The organism is Ruegeria sp. AL1 (assembly GCF_056540905.1).
The window spans coordinates 15,114-32,962 of sequence record NZ_JBQFXP010000008.1 but is presented as its reverse complement, the minus strand read 5'-3'; the positions used below and the strand labels follow the sequence as shown (position 1 = coordinate 32,962).

Below are 17,849 nucleotides of genomic sequence, written 5' to 3'. Positions count from 1 at the left end.
GTTACAGAACGTAACGGCTGAGATCGGTGGATTTCGTCAGCTCGCCCAGATTGTCCTCGACAAACTGTGCGTTCACGGTGATCTCGGCCCCGGCCTGATCGGGCGCAGTGAACGAGAGTTCCTCGAACACCCGCTCCATCACTGTATAAAGCCGCCGTGCGCCGATGTTTTCGACGCTCTGGTTCACATCCGCCGCGATCTTGGCCAGCGCGGCAATGCCGTCATCGGTAAAGCTGACGGTAACCTCTTCGGTGCCCATCAGGGCAGTGTATTGGCGGGTCAGAGCGTTGTCGGTCTCGGTCAGGATACGCACGAAATCTTCTTCGGTCAGCGCCCGCAACTCGACACGGATCGGCAGACGCCCCTGCAATTCCGGCAACAGGTCCGAGGGTTTGGCGATGTGGAACGCTCCGCTGGCAATGAACAGGATATGGTCGGTTTTCACCGGGCCGTGCTTGGTGGACACCGTGGTGCCTTCGATCAGAGGCAGCAGGTCGCGCTGCACCCCTTCCCGGCTGACATCGCCACCGCGTGCTTCGGCGCGCGCGCAGACCTTGTCGATCTCGTCCAGAAACACAATGCCGTTCTGCTCGACCGACTCCAAAGCCACGCGGTTGACGGTTTCATCATCCAGCAGCTTGTCGGCTTCTTCCCCGATCAGCGCGTCATAGCTGTCGGCGACGGTCATACGTTTCTTGACGGTGCGCCCGCCAAAGGCTTTACCGAAGATATCGCCCAGATTCATCATCCCCATCTGGCCGCCGGGTTGACCCGGAATGTCGAACATCGGCATCGGGTTTGACGTGTCCGAAAGTTCCAGCTCGATCTCGGTGTCGTCCAGTTCCCCGGCTTTCAGTTTCTTGCGGAACATCTCGCGCGTGGCCTCGCGGGCGTCTGTTCCGGCGATGGCTTCGATCACACGATCTTCCGCAGCTTGATGGGCGCGGGCCTTCACATCTTCGCGCATGTATTCGCGGGTCTGGATGATCGCTGCATCCGCCAGATCGCGCACAATCTGTTCCACGTCGCGGCCGACATAGCCGACCTCGGTAAACTTGGTGGCCTCGACCTTGATGAAAGGCGCGCGGGCCAGTTTGGCCAGACGGCGGCTGATCTCGGTCTTGCCAACGCCGGTGGGTCCGATCATCAGGATGTTCTTCGGGTAAACCTCATCGCGAATGTCATCCGCCAATTGCTTGCGCCGCCAGCGGTTGCGCAGCGCGACGGCAACGGCGCGTTTGGCATCCTTCTGCCCGATGATAAAACGATCCAGTTCCGAGACAATCTCGCGCGGGGTCAGGTCGGTCACGGGGGCAGTCCTTTCGATCAGCGGTTTGGCTTAGGTAGTCACCGCAAGGGCGAAAACAACATCGGCGGCGCTGCTTAGCAATGCGCTTTCGGCTTTGCAAATGCTTTCCTTAGGTGATCGGCGCGCCCTCTGATACAGTGATTTCAAGGTGTTGAGGGTCCGGAGTGCGGAAATGACGAAAATTGCCAAGATCACCCTTCTGTTTGTGGTGTTTGTGGACCTGATCGGACAGGGGCTTGTCTTTCCCATCATCAACTCGCTGATTATGGAGACGAAATCGGGCTTCCTGCCGGAAAGCACGGCCATGGGCACACGGCACTTTTATTATGGTCTGGTGATCGGTTGTTTTTTTCTGTCGTGGTTTCTGGGCGTTGTCTACGTGTCCAAAGTCTCGGACTCGATCGGACGGAAAAACGCGTTGTTGGTCTGTTTGGGCGGGGCGCTGATTGGGTACGCGCTGACGATTGCCGCCCTCTATATCAACAGCCTGCTGCTGCTGATCGTGGGCAGGTCGATCACCGGGTTTACCGCAGGCAATCAGCCCATCGCGCAAGCCGCGATGATCGATGGCAGCACCGATGCCGCGGATCGGGACCGAAACATGGGCTATATCGTGACCGGCGTCAGCTTTGGCCTTGTCGGAGGGCCCATCATCGGTGCGGTCCTGTCCGATGCGGCCTTGCTGGGCAGCGTTGCGACCCTGAAAACACCGTTTTACGGGGCCTTTGTTCTGGTCCTGATCGCCATTTTCCTTGTCCTGACCTTCTTCAAGGACACGCGGACCGAGCGTGCCGCTTTTGTGTTCCGCGCCCGCGATGTCACGGATAGCCTGATCGCAGTACGCGAACACCCGACGGTTCTGAAAATCCTGCCGGTCTATTCGTTTTTCATGATCGCCAACGTCACCTTCTATGTGTTCGTCGACAATTTCCTGACCAGCAAATTCGGATATGGCGTGATCGGCGGCAGTGTGGCCATGGTTGTGATCGGTTTTGCCCTCGCGTTCTCGAGTACATTCCTGGTTAAGCCCGCGCAGGAAAAGTTCAGCAAACATCAGATCATCTACACCTCTCTGATCGTGATGGTGATCTGCGGCTTGGCATTCGCCTTTATCCCCAGCGGAATCCTGATTTATATCCCGGTCTTTTTCTTCTATTTCCTGTTCGGGGTTGCCTACCCCACAATGCTGGGTTTGTTTTCATCAAGCGTCAGCGAGGCCGATCAAGGCTGGGTTATGGGCGTGACCACAGCTGTATTCTGTCTGGCCGGGGGCATCATGTCCCTGATCGGCGGCGGATTGATGAGCATCGACATCCGCGTGCCCTACTATATCGTGATCGTTGCGGCGATCTTTGGCCTGATCGGTATGCACCGGCGCTGGAAAGGAAAAGAGATCAAGGCGCTATTGGCCTGAGATCTCCTCAACCGTCAGATTACCGTTGGTATAGACACAGATATCAGCGGCAATTGCCATCGCCTCGCGCGCCACCTGCTCGGCGGCTTTGTCGCTGTCCATCATCGCGCGTGCTGCCGCCAGGGCAAAGTTCCCGCCCGATCCGATGGCGGCCACGTTGTGTTCGGGTTCCAACACGTCCCCTGCCCCGGTGATGACCAGCAGGTCCTTACCGTCAGTCACGATCAGCATCGCTTCGAGCTTTTGCAGGTACTTGTCGGTGCGCCAATCCTTGGCCAGCTCGACCGAGGCGCGGGCCAGTTGACCCGGCGTGGCTTCCAGCTTGGCTTCTAAACGTTCCAGCAGCGTGAAGGCATCCGCCGTCGATCCGGCGAATCCGGCAACCACTTCAAACCCACCGGGCGACAAACGGCGCACCTTGCGGGCGGTGCCCTTGATCACGGTCTGACCCAGACTGACCTGCCCGTCGCCCGCAATCACCACGTGGCCGTCTTTCTTGACGCCAATAATCGTTGTGCCATGCCAACCGGGAAAATCGCTGTCTGCCATGAAAGCCTCCGTACTATCCGGCGTCCTATATGGGCCGGACCAGCAGCCAGCGCAACCGTTCTCAAACTGCCTAAAAGATATGCAATGCGTGCAATCCGGGGTTACCAATCCGGCAATTGTGAGTCTCTGAGGCGCAGGTTACATCAGCCCCACAACCGACACGAGGTCGGCTGTTTCAGATATAAGGAACGCGCAAATGGCTGCTATTGCCAAAACCCATGCGCCGCTCGGAGCAGTCACCATCCTGCATGTAGTGGACGCATTTCTCGGCACTTTCGAAAACGCTGTCGAATGGAACAACAACCGCAAAACCCGCAAGGAACTGTCGGCCCTGAGCGATGAGCAACTGGACGATATCGGCCTGACACGGGCCGAAATCGAAAAGATCTGATCCATCGATCTAAAATCCATGCTGATGAGACAAGCCGCCGGTTCATCCAGGCGGCTTTTTCATGTCTTGTTGATTTCGGGATGATCGAGCGACCTAGAAACGGCAGTTCTTGAAACGCGGCTGATCCCATGACACACAAGGCTGTGCCAACCGGTGTTTTCACAGCAGAAATTGCATGTCTCAGCTTACCGATACGGAAATGACCACCCAGCAACGTCGCGCGTTTCTTGCCGACGTCATTCGACCTTATGATCTTGGCTATCATCTGATCCGTATCGGCGCGTTCGGGGATGGTGGCTATTTGCTGCCCAATGATCTCGAGGACATCGCCGCATGTTTTTCGCCGGGTGTGTCACTGCAATCCAGTTTCGAGCTCGATCTGGCGAAACATGGCATTCGATCCTTCATGGCGGACGGGTCGGTTGAGTCCCCTGTTCTGACCGTGCCCCATGCAGAGTTCATTCAAAAACACCTGGCCGAGGAAACCGGTGATCAGGTGATCTCGCTAAAGGACTGGATGGCGCAATCCGCCCCGGCAGCTGGTGATCTGATCTTGCAGATGGATATCGAGGGCGCAGAGTACAAAGTGCTTGCTCCACTATCGCGGTCTGAGCTGAACAGATTTCGGATCATCGTAATTGAGCTTCACGGCATTCCGTCGATTCTGACAAAGGCGCGGCGCTTCCAGCAAGCATATCCTGCTTTGTCTGCCCTGAAGGAAAGCTTTATCTGTGCTCATTTGCATCCCAACAACGCATCAGGCGTTGTCGAGTTCGAAGGCGTGGCATTCCCGCGTGTGATCGAGGCGACTTTTGTGCGGCGGGATCGGGTCAAGAAAATCACGCCAGTTGACGCCTTGCCGCATCGGTTGGATGTGCCGCACCGCGCGCATATCCCGGCACTGACCCTGCCTGTGGAATGGACCGAGTATCCAGCGACTTGAAGTCAAATAAAAAAGGAACGCCCACGAGAGGCGCTCCTTTCAACGTACTTGATCAAAGATCAGATGGATTCGTCAATCCAGCTTTGCAGTGCTGCCTTTGGGGCGGCGCCGGCACGGTTCGACACAACCTGACCGTCCTTGAAGATGAACAGCGCGGGGATACCGCGCACGCCCATGGCCGCTGCAGCGTTCGGGTTGCTGTCCACATCAACCTTGGCAATTTTCACCTTGCCACCATACTCGGTCGCCAGCTCTTCCAGAGCGGGGCCGATCTGCTTACATGGGCCACACCATTCGGCCCAGAAATCGACAACCACAGGGATGTCAGAGTTCTTGACCTCGGCGTCAAAGGTGTCGTCAGTTACGGCTACGGTCGACATATTCTGTCTCCTGAATGGGGAATGCTTGGTCACAGAACCTAGGTGCGGGGTATTCGGACGTCAAGATATCTGGGCGCGACGCAATGCGTCCGTCACAATATCGTGTGGCAGCCACATCAACTGTGCGGTGCGGGTCCAAAGGATCGCGGTTCTGATGTCCCGGCCCGGATATATTTGCGCAAGCGCCTCCGCATAGGCTCCCATCTGCCGCAACAGGCCTTCTGGGCAAGCGGTTGGGTTGTCGGGGACCATCATATTCGATTTGAAATCAATGACCTGAATATCCGTTTCCGACACGATGAGACGATCAATAACGCCATGCACACGCCGACCCATGAGATCGGCCGATATGGGAATTTCGGCAAGGGTATCTGGCGCGAAAACAGGCTTTAAATGTTCGGCCGTCAGCACAAGTGCTGCTTCGCTCAGCAACGCTTGCCGCTCCGCGTCTTGCATATCAGGCAGAACCCGCGCGCAAAGCTGCGTCCAGTTGTCCGGTGCTACCGACGGAAGATGCTCCAGCAGCAGGTGCAGGCGCGTGCCGCGCAGTTTGGCGGCCTCTTCATCCAGACCTTTGTCGCCGGGCAACGCCTTGGCGCCGCCCAGTTCGGACGGACTCAGCGTATCGGGTATGGGTGCCGGTGGCGGTATGGGTGAGGCAAATACCTTTGGCAGATCTTCGGGTGTATCTTTGTCTTCCTCGGGCGTGATCTTCTGCAGCCCGTCCCAGTCGCCATGGGACAGCCGCAGCGTATCCGAGCCTGGTATCTGTGTGGCCCCGGCACGTGTCATTGCGGTTTGAACCATCTGATACCAACTTGATCCATCCTTCCCGACATCACCCGCGGCTGCAACAATTAACCATTTTTCTGCTCGTGTTAGAGCCACATATAGCAACCGAAGCCGTTCATTTTCTTCCCTCTCGCGCGCCTCGACCCGCGCCTCGGCAATCAGGCGTGGCGACGCATCAGCGGGGACTTTCCACAAGGCTGTGCCCTCGGCCACCATGATCTCGGCATCACGCGGCGCCCGTCGTTTGCCGGTATCGGGCAGAATGACGATCGGGGCCTCCAGCCCTTTTGAGCCATGCACGGTCATCACGCGGATCATGTTTCCGACGCCGCTCATCTGTCGTTTGATCTCAAGATCGTCGGTTTGCATCCAGGTAAGGAACCCGGTCAGGCTGGGAATATCGGTCCGTTCATAAGCCAGCGCCTGCGACAGCAGCGCGTTAATCCCGTCTTCGGCTTCGGCCCCCAACCGGCCCAACAGGTTGCGGCGACCATTGTGGCGGGTCAGGATACGCTCGATCAGATCATAAGGGCGCAGAAAATCGATTTGGGCCCGAAGATCGTTCAGAATGCCAAGTGTTTCGGGATACTCCTCGGCCCTTTGGCGCAGGGCTGCCCACAGAAATTTGTCCTGCCGCCGATGGGCCAGATCGAACAATTGCTGTTCCGACCACCCTAACAACGGAGATTTCAGGACTGTCGCCAAAGAAAGGCTGTCTTCGGGTGTCGCGAGAAAGCTCAGCAGAGCCGCCAAATCCTTGACCGCAAGTTCCGCGCCCACTTTCAGCCTGTCAGCCCCGGCGATGGGCAAATGCCTGGCCTTGCACGCGCGGATGATCTCGGCAAACAGATCCGAGCGACGCTGTACGAGGATCAAAAAGTCGCCCGGCTGCACTTTGCGGCGCACGAACACATCGGGTGCGTCACCGTCTTCTGGGATAGTTTCGCCGCGGTCGATCATCGCCTTGATGGATGCCGCAACCTGTTCGGCCAATATCACTGTATGATGACGCGCACCGGGTCGGTCCACTGGGTCGGTCCAGTCGATCTCATCATCGTCCTCGACCTTTTCGACCACAGGCCACAGGTCCACACGCCCGGGCAGGTCTGCCTTGAAGGCGCGGTGCTGACTGTCCTTGTGGAACCCGGCCTCTGCATGATTTTCAAAGAGGATATCGACAAGTGAAAGGATCGCGCTGGAGGATCGGAACGAATATTCCAGCGTCGAATCCCACAATTTAGAGCCTGATTCAGTCAGTTTTCGCCCGAATTCCTGCTGCATGCGATCAAAGGCTTGTGGATCGGCGCCCTGAAACGAATAGATCGATTGTTTTTTGTCGCCCACCACAAAAATGGTGCGCTCTACGCCCGAGCGTGCGCCCTCGCCGCTGGTGAATTCCTGTGCCAGTTTCTCGACGACATCCCACTGATCCGGGCTGGTGTCTTGCGCTTCGTCCACCAGAATGTGATCGATTCCGCCATCCAGCCGGTACAAAACCCATTCAGCTACCGCCGGATCGTTCAACACCTGCCGCGCGCGCAGGATCAGGTCGTCGAAATCCAGCCAGCCGCGTTGCTGTTTACGTCGCTCGTATTCCGGCAGGAAAGCGGATGCAAATCGATGCAGGACATGTGTTTTGCGCGCCGCCACAAGCGCCAGCCGCTGCTCGCGCGCTGCTTCAACGCGCAGCATCAGTGCTTCGAGCTGCGGCATCTTCCCGGCCAGCGCACCTTCGCGCAGTGTTTTGGTCGGGAAACTGTTGATCTTGGCGGTGAATGGTTCCTTCGCCGCTTTTCCGGTCAGAAACACAGCTTCCAGAACTGGCAGGCTGTTGATACGAGGATCGGTGAACGTTGCCAGTTTGGCGGCCGCCTTGGCGTTGTTGCCGCCGCTTTCCGTCAGCACGGGCAGGATTGAGCGGATCAGATCGACCTCTCCGCCCAAAAAGACGCGCGACAGCAAGGTGTCTTCGTTGAACCCATCGGGTAAACCGAAGCGCGCCAGTATGGCATCCCATCCCAACGGATGCGCAAACTGGCTGCGTCTGTGTGTCACGGCCGCAGTCAGGGTGTCAAAGCCGGTATCAGTGACAAACCGAGCCACTTCGTCGATCAAAGTGGCATGTAGGCTATCGGCAAAATCCTCGAGAATCTCTTGGCGCAGCAATGCGGCGGCCCGATCCTCCATCTCGGAAAACTGCGGACTGACGCCCGCTTCCAGCGGAAATCGGCGCAAAAGCGATGCGCAGAATGAGTGGATCGTCTGAATTTTCAATCCGCCGGGTGTTTCGATAGCCCGTGCAAACAAGGTTCGGGCCTGCGCCAACCGTTCGGGATCGATCAGGCCGGGCACGCCCAGATCGGACAGCTGAGCCAGAAGCCGATCATCGTCCAGCATCGCCCATTCACCCAGCCGTTTGAACAGCCGGTTCTGCATCTCGCTGGCGGCGGCTTTGGTATAGGTCAGGCACAGAATGTGTTGCGGCTGCACCCCGTCCAGCAGCAATCGCGCGACACGGTCGGTCAGGACCCGTGTCTTGCCCGATCCCGCATTGGCGGCCAGCCAGGTCGAAGCATCAGGCCGCGCCGCCTGAACCTGCCGCTCGGTCGCGTCGTTGCGAGCGCTCACGTCAGATCCTCCGGTTGCGTTTCATCCGTTCGGTCCCACTCACCAAAACGCGCCAGATGGTCGTAATCCCCGATATCGGTGTCCTTATGCAGCATCCGACGGGATGAAAAGCCTTGATCGGGCTCTAAATAGGCGGAAACCAGTTCTTTTAGTTCTGACAAAATCTTGTCTACAGGTTCCTTCGACAATGGGGCCGGCACTTCCTTGTAGTTGGCGCCGACGCCGATAAAAACCGCCTCGGCCACAGTCAGCGGGTCAAAGCCCTCAAGTCCACCCTGTTCGGCAATGGCCGCTTCGATCAGCAGTTGTTTGTCGAATCTTGCCTGCTGGCTTTCGGTCGGCGGGGCACCGGTTTTGTAATCGACCAGCCGCAAAGCCCCGCGGCTGTTTCGATCAATCCGGTCTGCACGACCCGCGATGGTAAAGTCCAGCGGGTGCAGCTTCAGGCTCATCGCAGCTTCAAAGGCGACGGGTCCACCGTCCTTGCGCCGTCCGATTTCGGCCGTCAACAAGTCATCGGCGATCCGGTCCAGGCGCGCCAACCACAGTTTGCGTGCCGTGGGCCAGGCGACATGTTGTTGTAGCAGAGATTCCGCGCGTTTCAGGAAGTTCTCTCGGGTCAAAAGCGCGGTATCCAATACGCTGTCCCGGATGAAGTGCTCCAGAATCTCGTGAACAACAATACCGCGCAACAAGGCGTCCGGGGTTTGCACCAGCGGGTCCAGAGGCTTTAGCCGCAGCACATGTTTGGCATAAATCGCATAGGGATCTCGGATCAACCGCTTGATCTCGGTGACCGTCAAGCGACGCGGTCTGGCTGCCACAGGAGGCCGCGGTGAGGGGCGTGGGGCGGCTGCGGCTCTGGGCGCGTGTTCTAACTGCCCGGCCCAGTGCAGCCATTTTTGTCCTCGCGCGCGCATGTCCGCCAGCTCTTCGGGCCCGCCTTGTTCGGGCAGGCCGCTCAGCAAATTGGTCAGTCGGTTCAACCAGCGGGACGGAACCGTTTCCGCATCATCGGACCGGATTGCGCGGGTCAGCCAAACTTCGGGCGCGCCGACGGCCTGCTGGAAATCATGCGCCGACAGACCGATCCGTCGCTCGGGCAGCAACAGCCCCACCTTGTCACGCATCTGACGATTCAACCAGGGATCGGGTGCGGCAGCTTCGGGCCAACTGCCTTCGTTCAAACCGCCAAGGATCAGAAGATCAGCGCCCTGCACCCGTGCCTCAAGCGTGCCCCAGATCATGATATGAGGATGTGGTGCGTCGCGGTCGCGTACCTCTTCGTTTGCCAACAAGGCGCCCAGCAAATCGGCAAAGTCATGCGCCGTCATCGTGCCGCCATGTTGCGCTTCTGTCTCGAGCGCGGTTATCACAGACTGCGCTTTTTGCCCGGCGTTTTTATCCCAAAGGGTGCCTGTTTCACCTGCACTGCCCGCAGAAATGGCCTGCGCCAAAGTACGCAAGTCTGCCACCCAGTCTGATAGCTGGCGTTCACCTGAAATCTGTTGGTTGCAGAATTGAGCGGTTACCCATTGCACCCAGGGATCAGGCAATTTCGCGCGCAGAGCCAAAGCGGCAATGTTCTCCGGATCGGGGAAGGGAATCCCGTGACGGCGCAAGTCCAGCTCAAGCTCGCGGGTATTCAGCAGATGTTCGCCGCGCGCGCCGCCATCGTGACACAGCGGATGCTTGAGCAGGGTCAGCAATGTCTCGCCATCCAGCCGCCGCGCAAACAGGTTTGCCACATGCCGCAGAAACCGACCAGGAGGCGAAAGCTGCAGCGGCAGGCCTGCGCTGTCATCGGGCAGGATGTTCCACTGATCCAACGCCGCGCTGACCTGACGGGTCAGCATGCGGTCAGGCGTAATCAGGGCGGCGGTTTGGCCTGCTTCGGCGGCCTGACGCAGGCGCAGGGCAATGGACAATGCCTCGGTTCGGGGGGATTGCGCCTCGACCAGCGTCAGATCCGCGGCTGCCTGATCAAGACCCGTCAATCGAGGGCCTTCGGACATCCAGGCATCCGTAATCGGAGCGGGGCGCAAAGCAAGTGAGATCAATGCGTTGCGTGCGGGCGAGGGCGGTTCAACCGGGGTCCAGCGTTTGATCTGATCAGGGTTCAGCCCCAGCCGGGCCATCAGCTTATAGAACCGGAATTGCGGATGATCCTCCGAACTCAAACCGTCCGTCAGACTCGCCCAAACTTGGTCAGGCTGGTCAAAATCAAACCCCGGCAGGATCAGCGCCCCTTGTGGCAACCGGGCCACCGCCTCCATCAGCATCAGCGTTGTTCCGCGCGAACCGGTCGAGCCTGCAAGAATGACCGGGTGTTGCGGCGGCGCGGTTTCCCAGCGGGTGATCAGGTTTTCAACCACGCGCCGTTGCCGTGCCTGCACATCCAGCGCATTGTCGTCGGCCTCAATGAACCGGTCAGCGATCCCGATGAATGCCTGCGCGCGCGCCCAGTGACCGGACATATCGCTGACATCCAGCTGTCGGATCGCGTCAGCTGAAACACCTTCGCCCTGCATCTCATCAATCAGGGTGGCCAAACTGTCGGACAGGTCAAACACCGAAGACCGTGCCGCCAGATCAGGTTGCTGGTCCAACAATTTGCTGATCAAGCGGGTCAGTTCCAGACGCCGACGCAAAGGCGGAATTGCCGGGGGAACCTGCGCCAGATCGACGGTTTCCCCTAAATCCGTGACCAGAGACAGACGTGGCAACAGACAGGCAGGGCTCTGGTCAAACAGTTCACGGACCCGGCGCGCCATGCGGCGTGTGTTTAGCACCAGCTCGACCCGCGCCAAATCTTCGGGCGGGTGATCGGCGCTGCGGCTGCGCAGCCCGTCAACCAGCGATTTGGGAAAATCGGCACCAGGTGGCACCGCAAACACCCGGGGCAGGGCGCTTGTGTCAAACATTGGCCAGCAGCCCTTCGGCCATTGCGATTCCTTCTGGTCGACCGACATCGCACCAACGGCCCGGATAGGATACCGCGAACAGCCGACCCTGCGTCTGCATTCGATCCCATAACACGTTCAATGAGAAAGCTGTGTCAGCGATATCAGCCAGCCCTTCGGTTTTCAGTATCTGCGCTCCGCCATAGATCAAGCCCGGACCACGCGTAATCCTGCCATCTGGGTCCGAACGGAAATCGCCCTGACCGGAATGGCCGATGGCCTGCCCGGTCGGGACACACATCAGCAAAGCGTCCATACAATCCGGATTCCATGCATCACGAAGTAATTTCAGCGGGTTGGGTCCTGTCCAAATGGCATCGGAGTTCATCGTGAAAACAGGCCCTGCGCCCAGGAGGGGCAGCGCGGCCCGCAATCCACCGCCGGTTTCCAGTATGGTCGGGGTCTCGTGTGAGATGGTTACGTTTCTGGGCTTTAGATGCGCCTCTATCTGGTCGGCCCGGTAATGGGTGTTTGCGACGACCTTCCGGGGCGCGATTTCATCTACAAGATCCAGCGCGTGATCGATCAGCGGGCGACCGGCCACATCGATCAAGGGCTTGGGGCGGTTCTTGGTCAGCGCGCCCATGCGGGTTCCAAAACCCGCAGCGAATAACATGACGGCCTGCGGCGTGGTGGTCATCGGGCCCTCAGCCTTTCCAGATTTTCAGGTGTTGGTCGGGGCAGCGCGTCGCGCAAGAGCCCGGCCACCTGTGCCAACGCCGGATGTTCCAGGTTGCGCATCAAATGGGCCCAGGCCGACGGTATCAGATCGATATAGTTGGGCTTTCCGTATTCTGTCGCCAGTCGGGCAAACCCGCCCAGAATGCGCAGATTGCGCTGAGCGCCCAGTACCGCGTAAGCGGTATGAAACCTATGCGCATCCGTGCCGGTGGCCGAGATGTAGCGATCGATCATGCGCATCTCGATCCCGGCGGGCACCCTGCGCCGAACATCCTGCAACAGAGACATCAGATCATACGCGGGATGCCCAAGCATTGCGCTCTGGAAATCCAGCAACCCGACACGCGCCAGCCCGCCACGCTCGGGCAGCCAGATCAGGTTTTCGGCGTGATAGTCCCGTTGTACCACAACGCGCTGTCCGCCGGTTTCTGTATGAAGGATATCCGCAAACCGCGATTCAAACTGCGTTCGGGCCGGAGCATCGAAACTTCCCTGAATTCCCTTGGCGTATTTGGTAAAGGACAGGGCAGCCAAATCGGTCATCATCGCCGGATCATAGCTGTCCAGTGCCAATGTGGACCCTTGGTGGAGATGTACGAGTACATCTGTCGCCGCGTCATAGAGGGTCCGTTCAAGCTGCGGCTCGGCCTGCAACACGCGGGCGAACAGAGCATCGCCCAGATCCTCAAGCAAAAGAAAGCCATACTGAGCGTCTTCGGCATATATCTCGGGCGCGCTGAGGCCGAGCGAGCGCAGATACTGGGCCACGCGCACAAAGGCTTCGACATCTTCGCCTTTTTCGGGTGGTGCATCCATCAACACGGCGGTTCTGCCGCTGGCCGTGTCGGTCACGCGTTCGTATTTCCGGTTCGATGCGTCCCCGGCAAGCGGAGCGCGGCTTGCCCCGGCCCAGGTGGTTCGGGCAATCAGGGCTTCGGCGAGAACAGCCCGGTTTGTCATTTTATCGCCTCCAGCTTTCGCATCCAAACCGGATCGGACCACGAGATTTCCAGATGCCGTCTGCCCAAAACCTCGGGATCGGTCCGAAACCGGAGGCTCAGGGCGGATGCGGGCGTCAGAGCGCCCAGTTTTTCGGGCCATTCGATCAGGCAAATCGCAGAGTCAAATGCCTCTGCCAACCCCAATTCATCGATCTCGAATTCCGAGGACAGACGATAGAGATCGGCGTGCCAGATCTCTCCGATCTGTGTGTCATAGACTTGCACAAGGGTGAATGTAGGCGACGGGACATCTTCGATCCGGTCCATCGACGACTGGATCAGGGCGCGGGCAAAATGGGTTTTTCCGCTGCCAATTTCTCCGCCCAGAAGGATGACGTCAGCGGGCCGCAGACACCGGGCCAAACGCGCCGCAAGATCCGAGGTTTCCTCGGGCGAATTCAACAGGATCGAGACAGGCGCAGTCATGGCGCCACAATGGACCCGCCCCGAAGCGGCTGCAACCCGGTTCAGGCGCTGATTTTCCGTATTCCCGCCATTGGTTCCATCGTGTTGACATGTGTAAAACGAACGATGGTAGCGCCGTTCTGCATTGGACTGACGGTGCAGGTCATGTCGCGACCGTCTCGCATCCGAATCTCAGCGCTCCATTCCGCGCGGTTCTCGCGTGACTTTACGAAATCCCGGATTTCTCCAAGAACCGGAGACGCCATGCAGTGGTCTTGCCACGCACGGGTGACATCAAGGATGGTGACGGGGTCAAAGCCGGTCTCGTCGCTGTCGCCCCAAAGGGTTTGATAGGCATAATTTGTCAGGGCCAGCGACCCGTCGTCGGAAAAGACGGCAATGGCGTCGGCCAGCTTGTCCAGAATGGATTGCATCAGGTCCATTTCCGACCGGAACCGCCGGGTCAACGTGATTTCGGCCGTAATGTCCTCGAACAGGAAGGCAACAGCTCCATCCGGATGGGGTCGCCCGCTGACCGAATAAACCGACCCGGACGGGAGCGACCAGGTCTCCTGATAACTTCCATCCTGTGCCGCCTCTAGAAGATCGTCCATCTGGCGCCGCCAACTGCGGTAATTTTTGGGCTCGGGCATCATGTGCTGATCCCGCATCCGGTCAAAAAAGCTGGACAGGCTGGGGCGACAGCTGAGGAAATCCGGAGGCAATCCGGTCAGATCAATCAGCGCGGGATTGAACAGAGCAAGTTGCCGGTTGCGGTCGAAGATCGCCAGACCGATGGACAATTGCGCGAAGGTTTTTGTCATGGTCTGCACGAATTTGCGCTGCGTGGTTTCGGCCTCGACAATCGCGTTGACGTCGACCGCATAACACAGCAAACCCTGCTCGCGCCGCATACAGGTCAGATCGAACCAAAGCTTGGCGTCCGCACCATCTGCAGAAATTGACACGCGGATCTTGCGATCCAGTTGTGTGTCATCCTGAATGGTCGGGATCAACGGCTCGGTCAGGTCAGCATCCGTACCGCGGATTTTGCGAACCAGCGCGACATACGCGGCGTTGCACCAGCCAACCCGCGCCTCATGATCAATCAACCAAACCGGATACGGGGCCTTGTCCATCGCCAGTCTGACAGGATCGTTGGGATCGCGTCGGGCAGGGGTGGGGGCCAGGGTCAGCTCTCGCATCTGGACCCGCACGATGCCGTCGATCCATTCGCAAAGAACCTCGCGCTCGACGGTGCAGTCGATGGCCGAGACCACAAGACTGCCTTCATTGCGGACGATATCCGGCGAGTCCGGAAAAGATGGGAAGTCGCGGTTCAGCAATCTGTGGAGGTCTTTCCAGTCCCGAACAGCCTCATACCCGGCCAGCGCAATATCTGAATGGCTGATCAGCCTGTCCCCATCGAACAGAAACACCACATCGAACAGGCAATCCCGCGCAGACAGGCCAAAACTGTCATTCCGCAGCATATGCCGTGGCATAAGCCACACAATTGCGAAACAGGCCGAAACCAGGCTGACGACCGCAAGTATGAGCCAGTCGGTCATGGGTCAAAAACTCTCCGTTAACCATCAGGGGCTGTTTATCGCGACCAAGTGTTAACGGGGTCTTAACTCAGATCTCAAAAGGTTGATTTACACCCGAGGGAACCGGAGTGTCGCCTGTCTGCGCATCAATGATTTTCCGGGGCCAGGCCACTTTGACAATGGCCCCGGTCCGGTCGGACAAGTTCGTCAGGGTCTGATAGGGGTCAGAGCCGTTGGCAAACTGCAACTCGGCGCCGCTGCGTTCCAGCAGAGTTTTCGCAATGAAGAGACCCAGACCCATGCCTTCGTATTCCGGGCGGGCGCTGCGCTCGGCGCGCCTGCGCCGCATGAATGGATCCCCGATCCGACCGATCATATGTACAGGGTAACCACGGCCGTCATCCATGATGCAGATGGTAATTTTTTCGGGTGTCCATTTGGCCTCGACCCAGACATCCGTGCGCGCAAAATCGACGGCGTTCTGGATCAGGTTGCGCAGGCCGTGAATAATCTCGGGTTTGCGTAGGATCGAAGGTTGCTGAACATCCCCGTCATCGGCAGGCCCTTCGGTAAAGTGAACGGTCTTACCGCGGTTGATATGCGGTTCCGCTGCCTCATGCACAACTGTGGACAGCGGAGCCTGTCGCAGATGCAGGTCGTCTTTGCCCGCCCGCCCCATGTCGCGCAGAATGTCCCGACAGCGGTCCGCCTGTTCTCGGATCAGGGCGGCGTCCTCTTGCAACTCTGGACGCTCGTCCAGTTCTTCGATCAGTTCCGAGCTGGCCAGTTTGATTGTGGCCAGCGGCGTGCCCAGTTCATGCGCGGCTGCTGCGACAACGCCGCCCAGATCGGTCAGCTTCTGTTCGCGGGCCAGAGCCATATGAGTGGCCGAAAGCGCTTCGGACATGGATCGCACTTCCGAGCTGATGCGGTGAGAATATGCGCCGATAAAGACAATCGCGATGACGATCGCGGCCCAGTTTCCGAACAGCAGAATATCCGGGATATCCAGCACAAGGCCCAGCTCGGTGCGCAACGGGACATGAAATTGAACCAGAAGTGTGGTCAGAACTACGGCGACCGTGCCGATGATCAGGGTCGACCGGGTGCTCATGACAGAGGCCGAGATCGTGACAGGGCCGACCAGAAGCAAAGCGAACGGGTTGTTCAGCCCGCCGGTCAGATACAGCAATATCGCCAATTGCAGCAGATCGAACAAAACCATCAGGAAGTTCTCGAACTCGGTCAGACGCTTGTTCTGCGGAAACACGAAGATCGCCGTCAGGTTGCCCAGGACCGAGATGCCGATGGCCAGATAGCACAGCCCGAGATCAAGTTGAACGTGATAGGTCTGTTGTGCCACGGTTATGGCGGTGATCTGGCCGATGATCGCGACCCAGCGCAACAGGATCAGGGTGCGCAGGCGGATCCAGCTGCTGCGTTCCTGCCCACGCCAGAGGCTGATATTGGAATCCTTCATAGGTCGATTATGTCCTGTTGCATCGGCTGTGCAACTTGATAGGTGTCCGCGCCGATACGATCAACACGCCGCTGTCACAGGATCATCGCCATGACCCGCCTTTACGCCATTCTCGCAACCCTTGTTCTGGCCATTGGCCTTGGGGCCATGTGGCTTTTGACCCGCGGAACCGGGTCCGACGACCAGTTTGCGCAATGCCGTTCCAGCCAGATCGCAGGCGGTACGGCGGCCATCGGCGGCCCGTTCGAGCTGTTGAATGGTCAGGGTGAGACCGTCACTGACGCAGATGTGATCACCGAACCGACACTGGTTTATTTCGGATACACGTTCTGCCCTGACGTCTGCCCTTTCGACATGTCCCGCAACGCCGAAGCCGTGGACATCCTGGCCGAGCGCGGGCACTCGACGACGCCGCTGTTTATCTCGATCGACCCGGACCGCGACACGCCCGAGATCATGGCAGATTATGCCTTCAATCTGGGGGGCAAAACCATCGCGCTGACCGGATCACCCGAGCAGGTCAAAGCCGCAAGCCAGGCTTACAAGACCTATTACAAGGCGCATGACAAAAGTGACGAGTATTACCTGGTCGATCATTCCACCTTTACCTATCTCGTCACGCCCGAGCATGGATTTCTGGAGTTTTTCAAACGCGATGACACGGCCCAGCAGATGGCGGACAAGGTTGGCTGCTTCATCGAAAACATGTAGCTGAAACCTGTTGTTTGACCTTTGTCATGGCGCTGCTATTACTCATGTCTAAGCCAAAGTCGTGAAATAGCGGAAAGAATAGAATATGGCGGACACTTCTCAGCTGGATATCGGCCCGGATCAAACCCTGCTTTTGGTTGACGATGACGAGCCGTTTCTGAGGCGTCTGGCCAAAGCTATGGAAAAGCGTGGCTTCGCGGTGGAAACAGCAGGTTCAGTCGCTGCAGGCCGCGCCATCTGTACGGCCCGCCCACCAGCTTACGCGGTTGTGGATCTGAGGCTCGAGGACGGAAACGGCCTCGACGTGGTCGAAGTGCTGCGCGAAAAGCGGCCTGACAGCCGGGTTGTGGTATTGACTGGTTACGGCGCCATCGCCACGGCTGTGGCCGCCGTCAAGATCGGAGCGACCGACTATCTGTCCAAACCCGCCGACGCCACCGACATCACCAACGCGCTGCTGGCCAAGGGTGACGAACTGCCCCCGCCACCCGAAAACCCCATGAGCGCGGACCGGGTGCGCTGGGAACATATCCAGCGGGTTTATGAGCTGTGCGACCGGAATGTTTCCGAGACGGCGCGGCGGCTAAACATGCACCGACGGACTTTGCAGCGGATCTTGGCAAAGCGCAGTCCGCGGTAGAGAACCGCCTAT

General features: G+C 58.6%; 15 protein-coding genes. 5 read left to right on the top strand and 10 right to left on the bottom strand.

The features are described from left to right. Window position 1: 1 nt before the first annotated feature. On the bottom strand, window positions 2-1,309 hold the full coding sequence (gene hslU / locus ACRZ9X_RS13610) for an ATP-dependent protease ATPase subunit HslU (RefSeq protein ID WP_480519718.1): 1,308 nt from the start codon (window positions 1,307-1,309) through the stop codon (window positions 2-4). A gap of 172 nt (window positions 1,310-1,481) precedes the next feature. On the opposite strand from hslU, the gene ACRZ9X_RS13605 reads away from it, so the two are divergent. Beyond that, window positions 1,482-2,723: an MFS transporter gene (locus ACRZ9X_RS13605; RefSeq protein ID WP_480519716.1), complete on the top strand. Its 1,242-nt coding sequence runs from the start codon at window positions 1,482-1,484 to the stop codon at window positions 2,721-2,723. Here the strand turns inward: ACRZ9X_RS13605 and hslV are convergent. Next, window positions 2,712-3,272 (bottom strand): ATP-dependent protease subunit HslV, encoded by a 561-nt coding sequence (gene hslV, locus ACRZ9X_RS13600; protein ID WP_480519714.1) that lies wholly within the window; start codon window positions 3,270-3,272, stop codon window positions 2,712-2,714. The genes ACRZ9X_RS13605 and hslV overlap by 12 nt on opposite strands. A gap of 196 nt (window positions 3,273-3,468) precedes the next feature. Here hslV and ACRZ9X_RS13595 point away from each other — a divergent pair, with 196 nt between their 5' ends. After that, a complete protein-coding gene (locus ACRZ9X_RS13595; RefSeq protein WP_480519712.1) occupies window positions 3,469-3,663 on the top strand; it encodes a DUF1127 domain-containing protein in 195 nt (64 codons plus the stop codon). A 175-nt stretch (window positions 3,664-3,838) separates the two neighbouring features. Further along, the gene (locus ACRZ9X_RS13590; RefSeq protein ID WP_480519710.1) at window positions 3,839-4,606 is read left to right on the top strand and encodes an FkbM family methyltransferase; all 768 of its coding nucleotides are present in this window, start codon (window positions 3,839-3,841) and stop codon (window positions 4,604-4,606) included. Between the two features lie 59 nt (window positions 4,607-4,665). Here the strand turns inward: ACRZ9X_RS13590 and trxA are convergent, their stop codons facing one another. From trxA to regB, 8 genes are all read right to left on the bottom strand, one after another. Beyond that, window positions 4,666-4,986 (bottom strand): thioredoxin, encoded by a 321-nt coding sequence (gene trxA, locus ACRZ9X_RS13585; RefSeq protein WP_039542610.1) that lies wholly within the window; start codon window positions 4,984-4,986, stop codon window positions 4,666-4,668. Between the two features lie 60 nt (window positions 4,987-5,046). After that, window positions 5,047-8,406 (bottom strand): double-strand break repair helicase AddA, encoded by a 3,360-nt coding sequence (addA, locus tag ACRZ9X_RS13580; protein ID WP_480519708.1) that lies wholly within the window; start codon window positions 8,404-8,406, stop codon window positions 5,047-5,049. Further along, on the bottom strand, window positions 8,403-11,330 hold the full coding sequence (gene addB / locus ACRZ9X_RS13575; protein ID WP_480519706.1) for a double-strand break repair protein AddB: 2,928 nt from the start codon (window positions 11,328-11,330) through the stop codon (window positions 8,403-8,405). Before addB ends, addA begins: the two co-directional genes overlap by 4 nt. After that, window positions 11,323-12,009: a nucleotidyltransferase family protein gene (locus ACRZ9X_RS13570; protein WP_480519704.1), complete on the bottom strand. Its 687-nt coding sequence runs from the start codon at window positions 12,007-12,009 to the stop codon at window positions 11,323-11,325. Before ACRZ9X_RS13570 ends, addB begins: the two co-directional genes overlap by 8 nt. Next, on the bottom strand, window positions 12,006-13,010 hold the full coding sequence (locus ACRZ9X_RS13565; RefSeq protein WP_480519702.1) for an aminoglycoside phosphotransferase family protein: 1,005 nt from the start codon (window positions 13,008-13,010) through the stop codon (window positions 12,006-12,008). Before ACRZ9X_RS13565 ends, ACRZ9X_RS13570 begins: the two co-directional genes overlap by 4 nt. Beyond that, on the bottom strand, window positions 13,007-13,477 hold the full coding sequence (tsaE, locus tag ACRZ9X_RS13560) for a tRNA (adenosine(37)-N6)-threonylcarbamoyltransferase complex ATPase subunit type 1 TsaE (protein WP_480519700.1): 471 nt from the start codon (window positions 13,475-13,477) through the stop codon (window positions 13,007-13,009). The genes ACRZ9X_RS13565 and tsaE overlap by 4 nt, the downstream gene beginning before the upstream one ends. Window positions 13,478-13,518: 41 nt before the next feature. Further along, window positions 13,519-15,027, bottom strand: a complete 1,509-nt coding sequence (locus ACRZ9X_RS13555) for a PAS-domain containing protein (RefSeq protein ID WP_480519698.1) — start codon at window positions 15,025-15,027, stop codon at window positions 13,519-13,521. Window positions 15,028-15,094: 67 nt separating this feature from the next. Next, window positions 15,095-16,486 (bottom strand): sensor histidine kinase RegB, encoded by a 1,392-nt coding sequence (gene regB, locus ACRZ9X_RS13550; protein WP_480519696.1) that lies wholly within the window; start codon window positions 16,484-16,486, stop codon window positions 15,095-15,097. A 90-nt stretch (window positions 16,487-16,576) separates the two neighbouring features. On the opposite strand from regB, the gene ACRZ9X_RS13545 reads away from it, so the two are divergent. Both ACRZ9X_RS13545 and ACRZ9X_RS13540 read left to right on the top strand, forming a co-directional pair. Beyond that, on the top strand, window positions 16,577-17,197 hold the full coding sequence (locus ACRZ9X_RS13545; RefSeq protein ID WP_480519694.1) for an SCO family protein: 621 nt from the start codon (window positions 16,577-16,579) through the stop codon (window positions 17,195-17,197). An 85-nt stretch (window positions 17,198-17,282) separates the two neighbouring features. Continuing rightward, window positions 17,283-17,837, top strand: coding sequence for an ActR/PrrA/RegA family redox response regulator transcription factor (locus ACRZ9X_RS13540; protein WP_480519692.1), 555 nt, complete (start codon window positions 17,283-17,285; stop codon window positions 17,835-17,837). Window positions 17,838-17,849 lie beyond the last annotated feature (12 nt).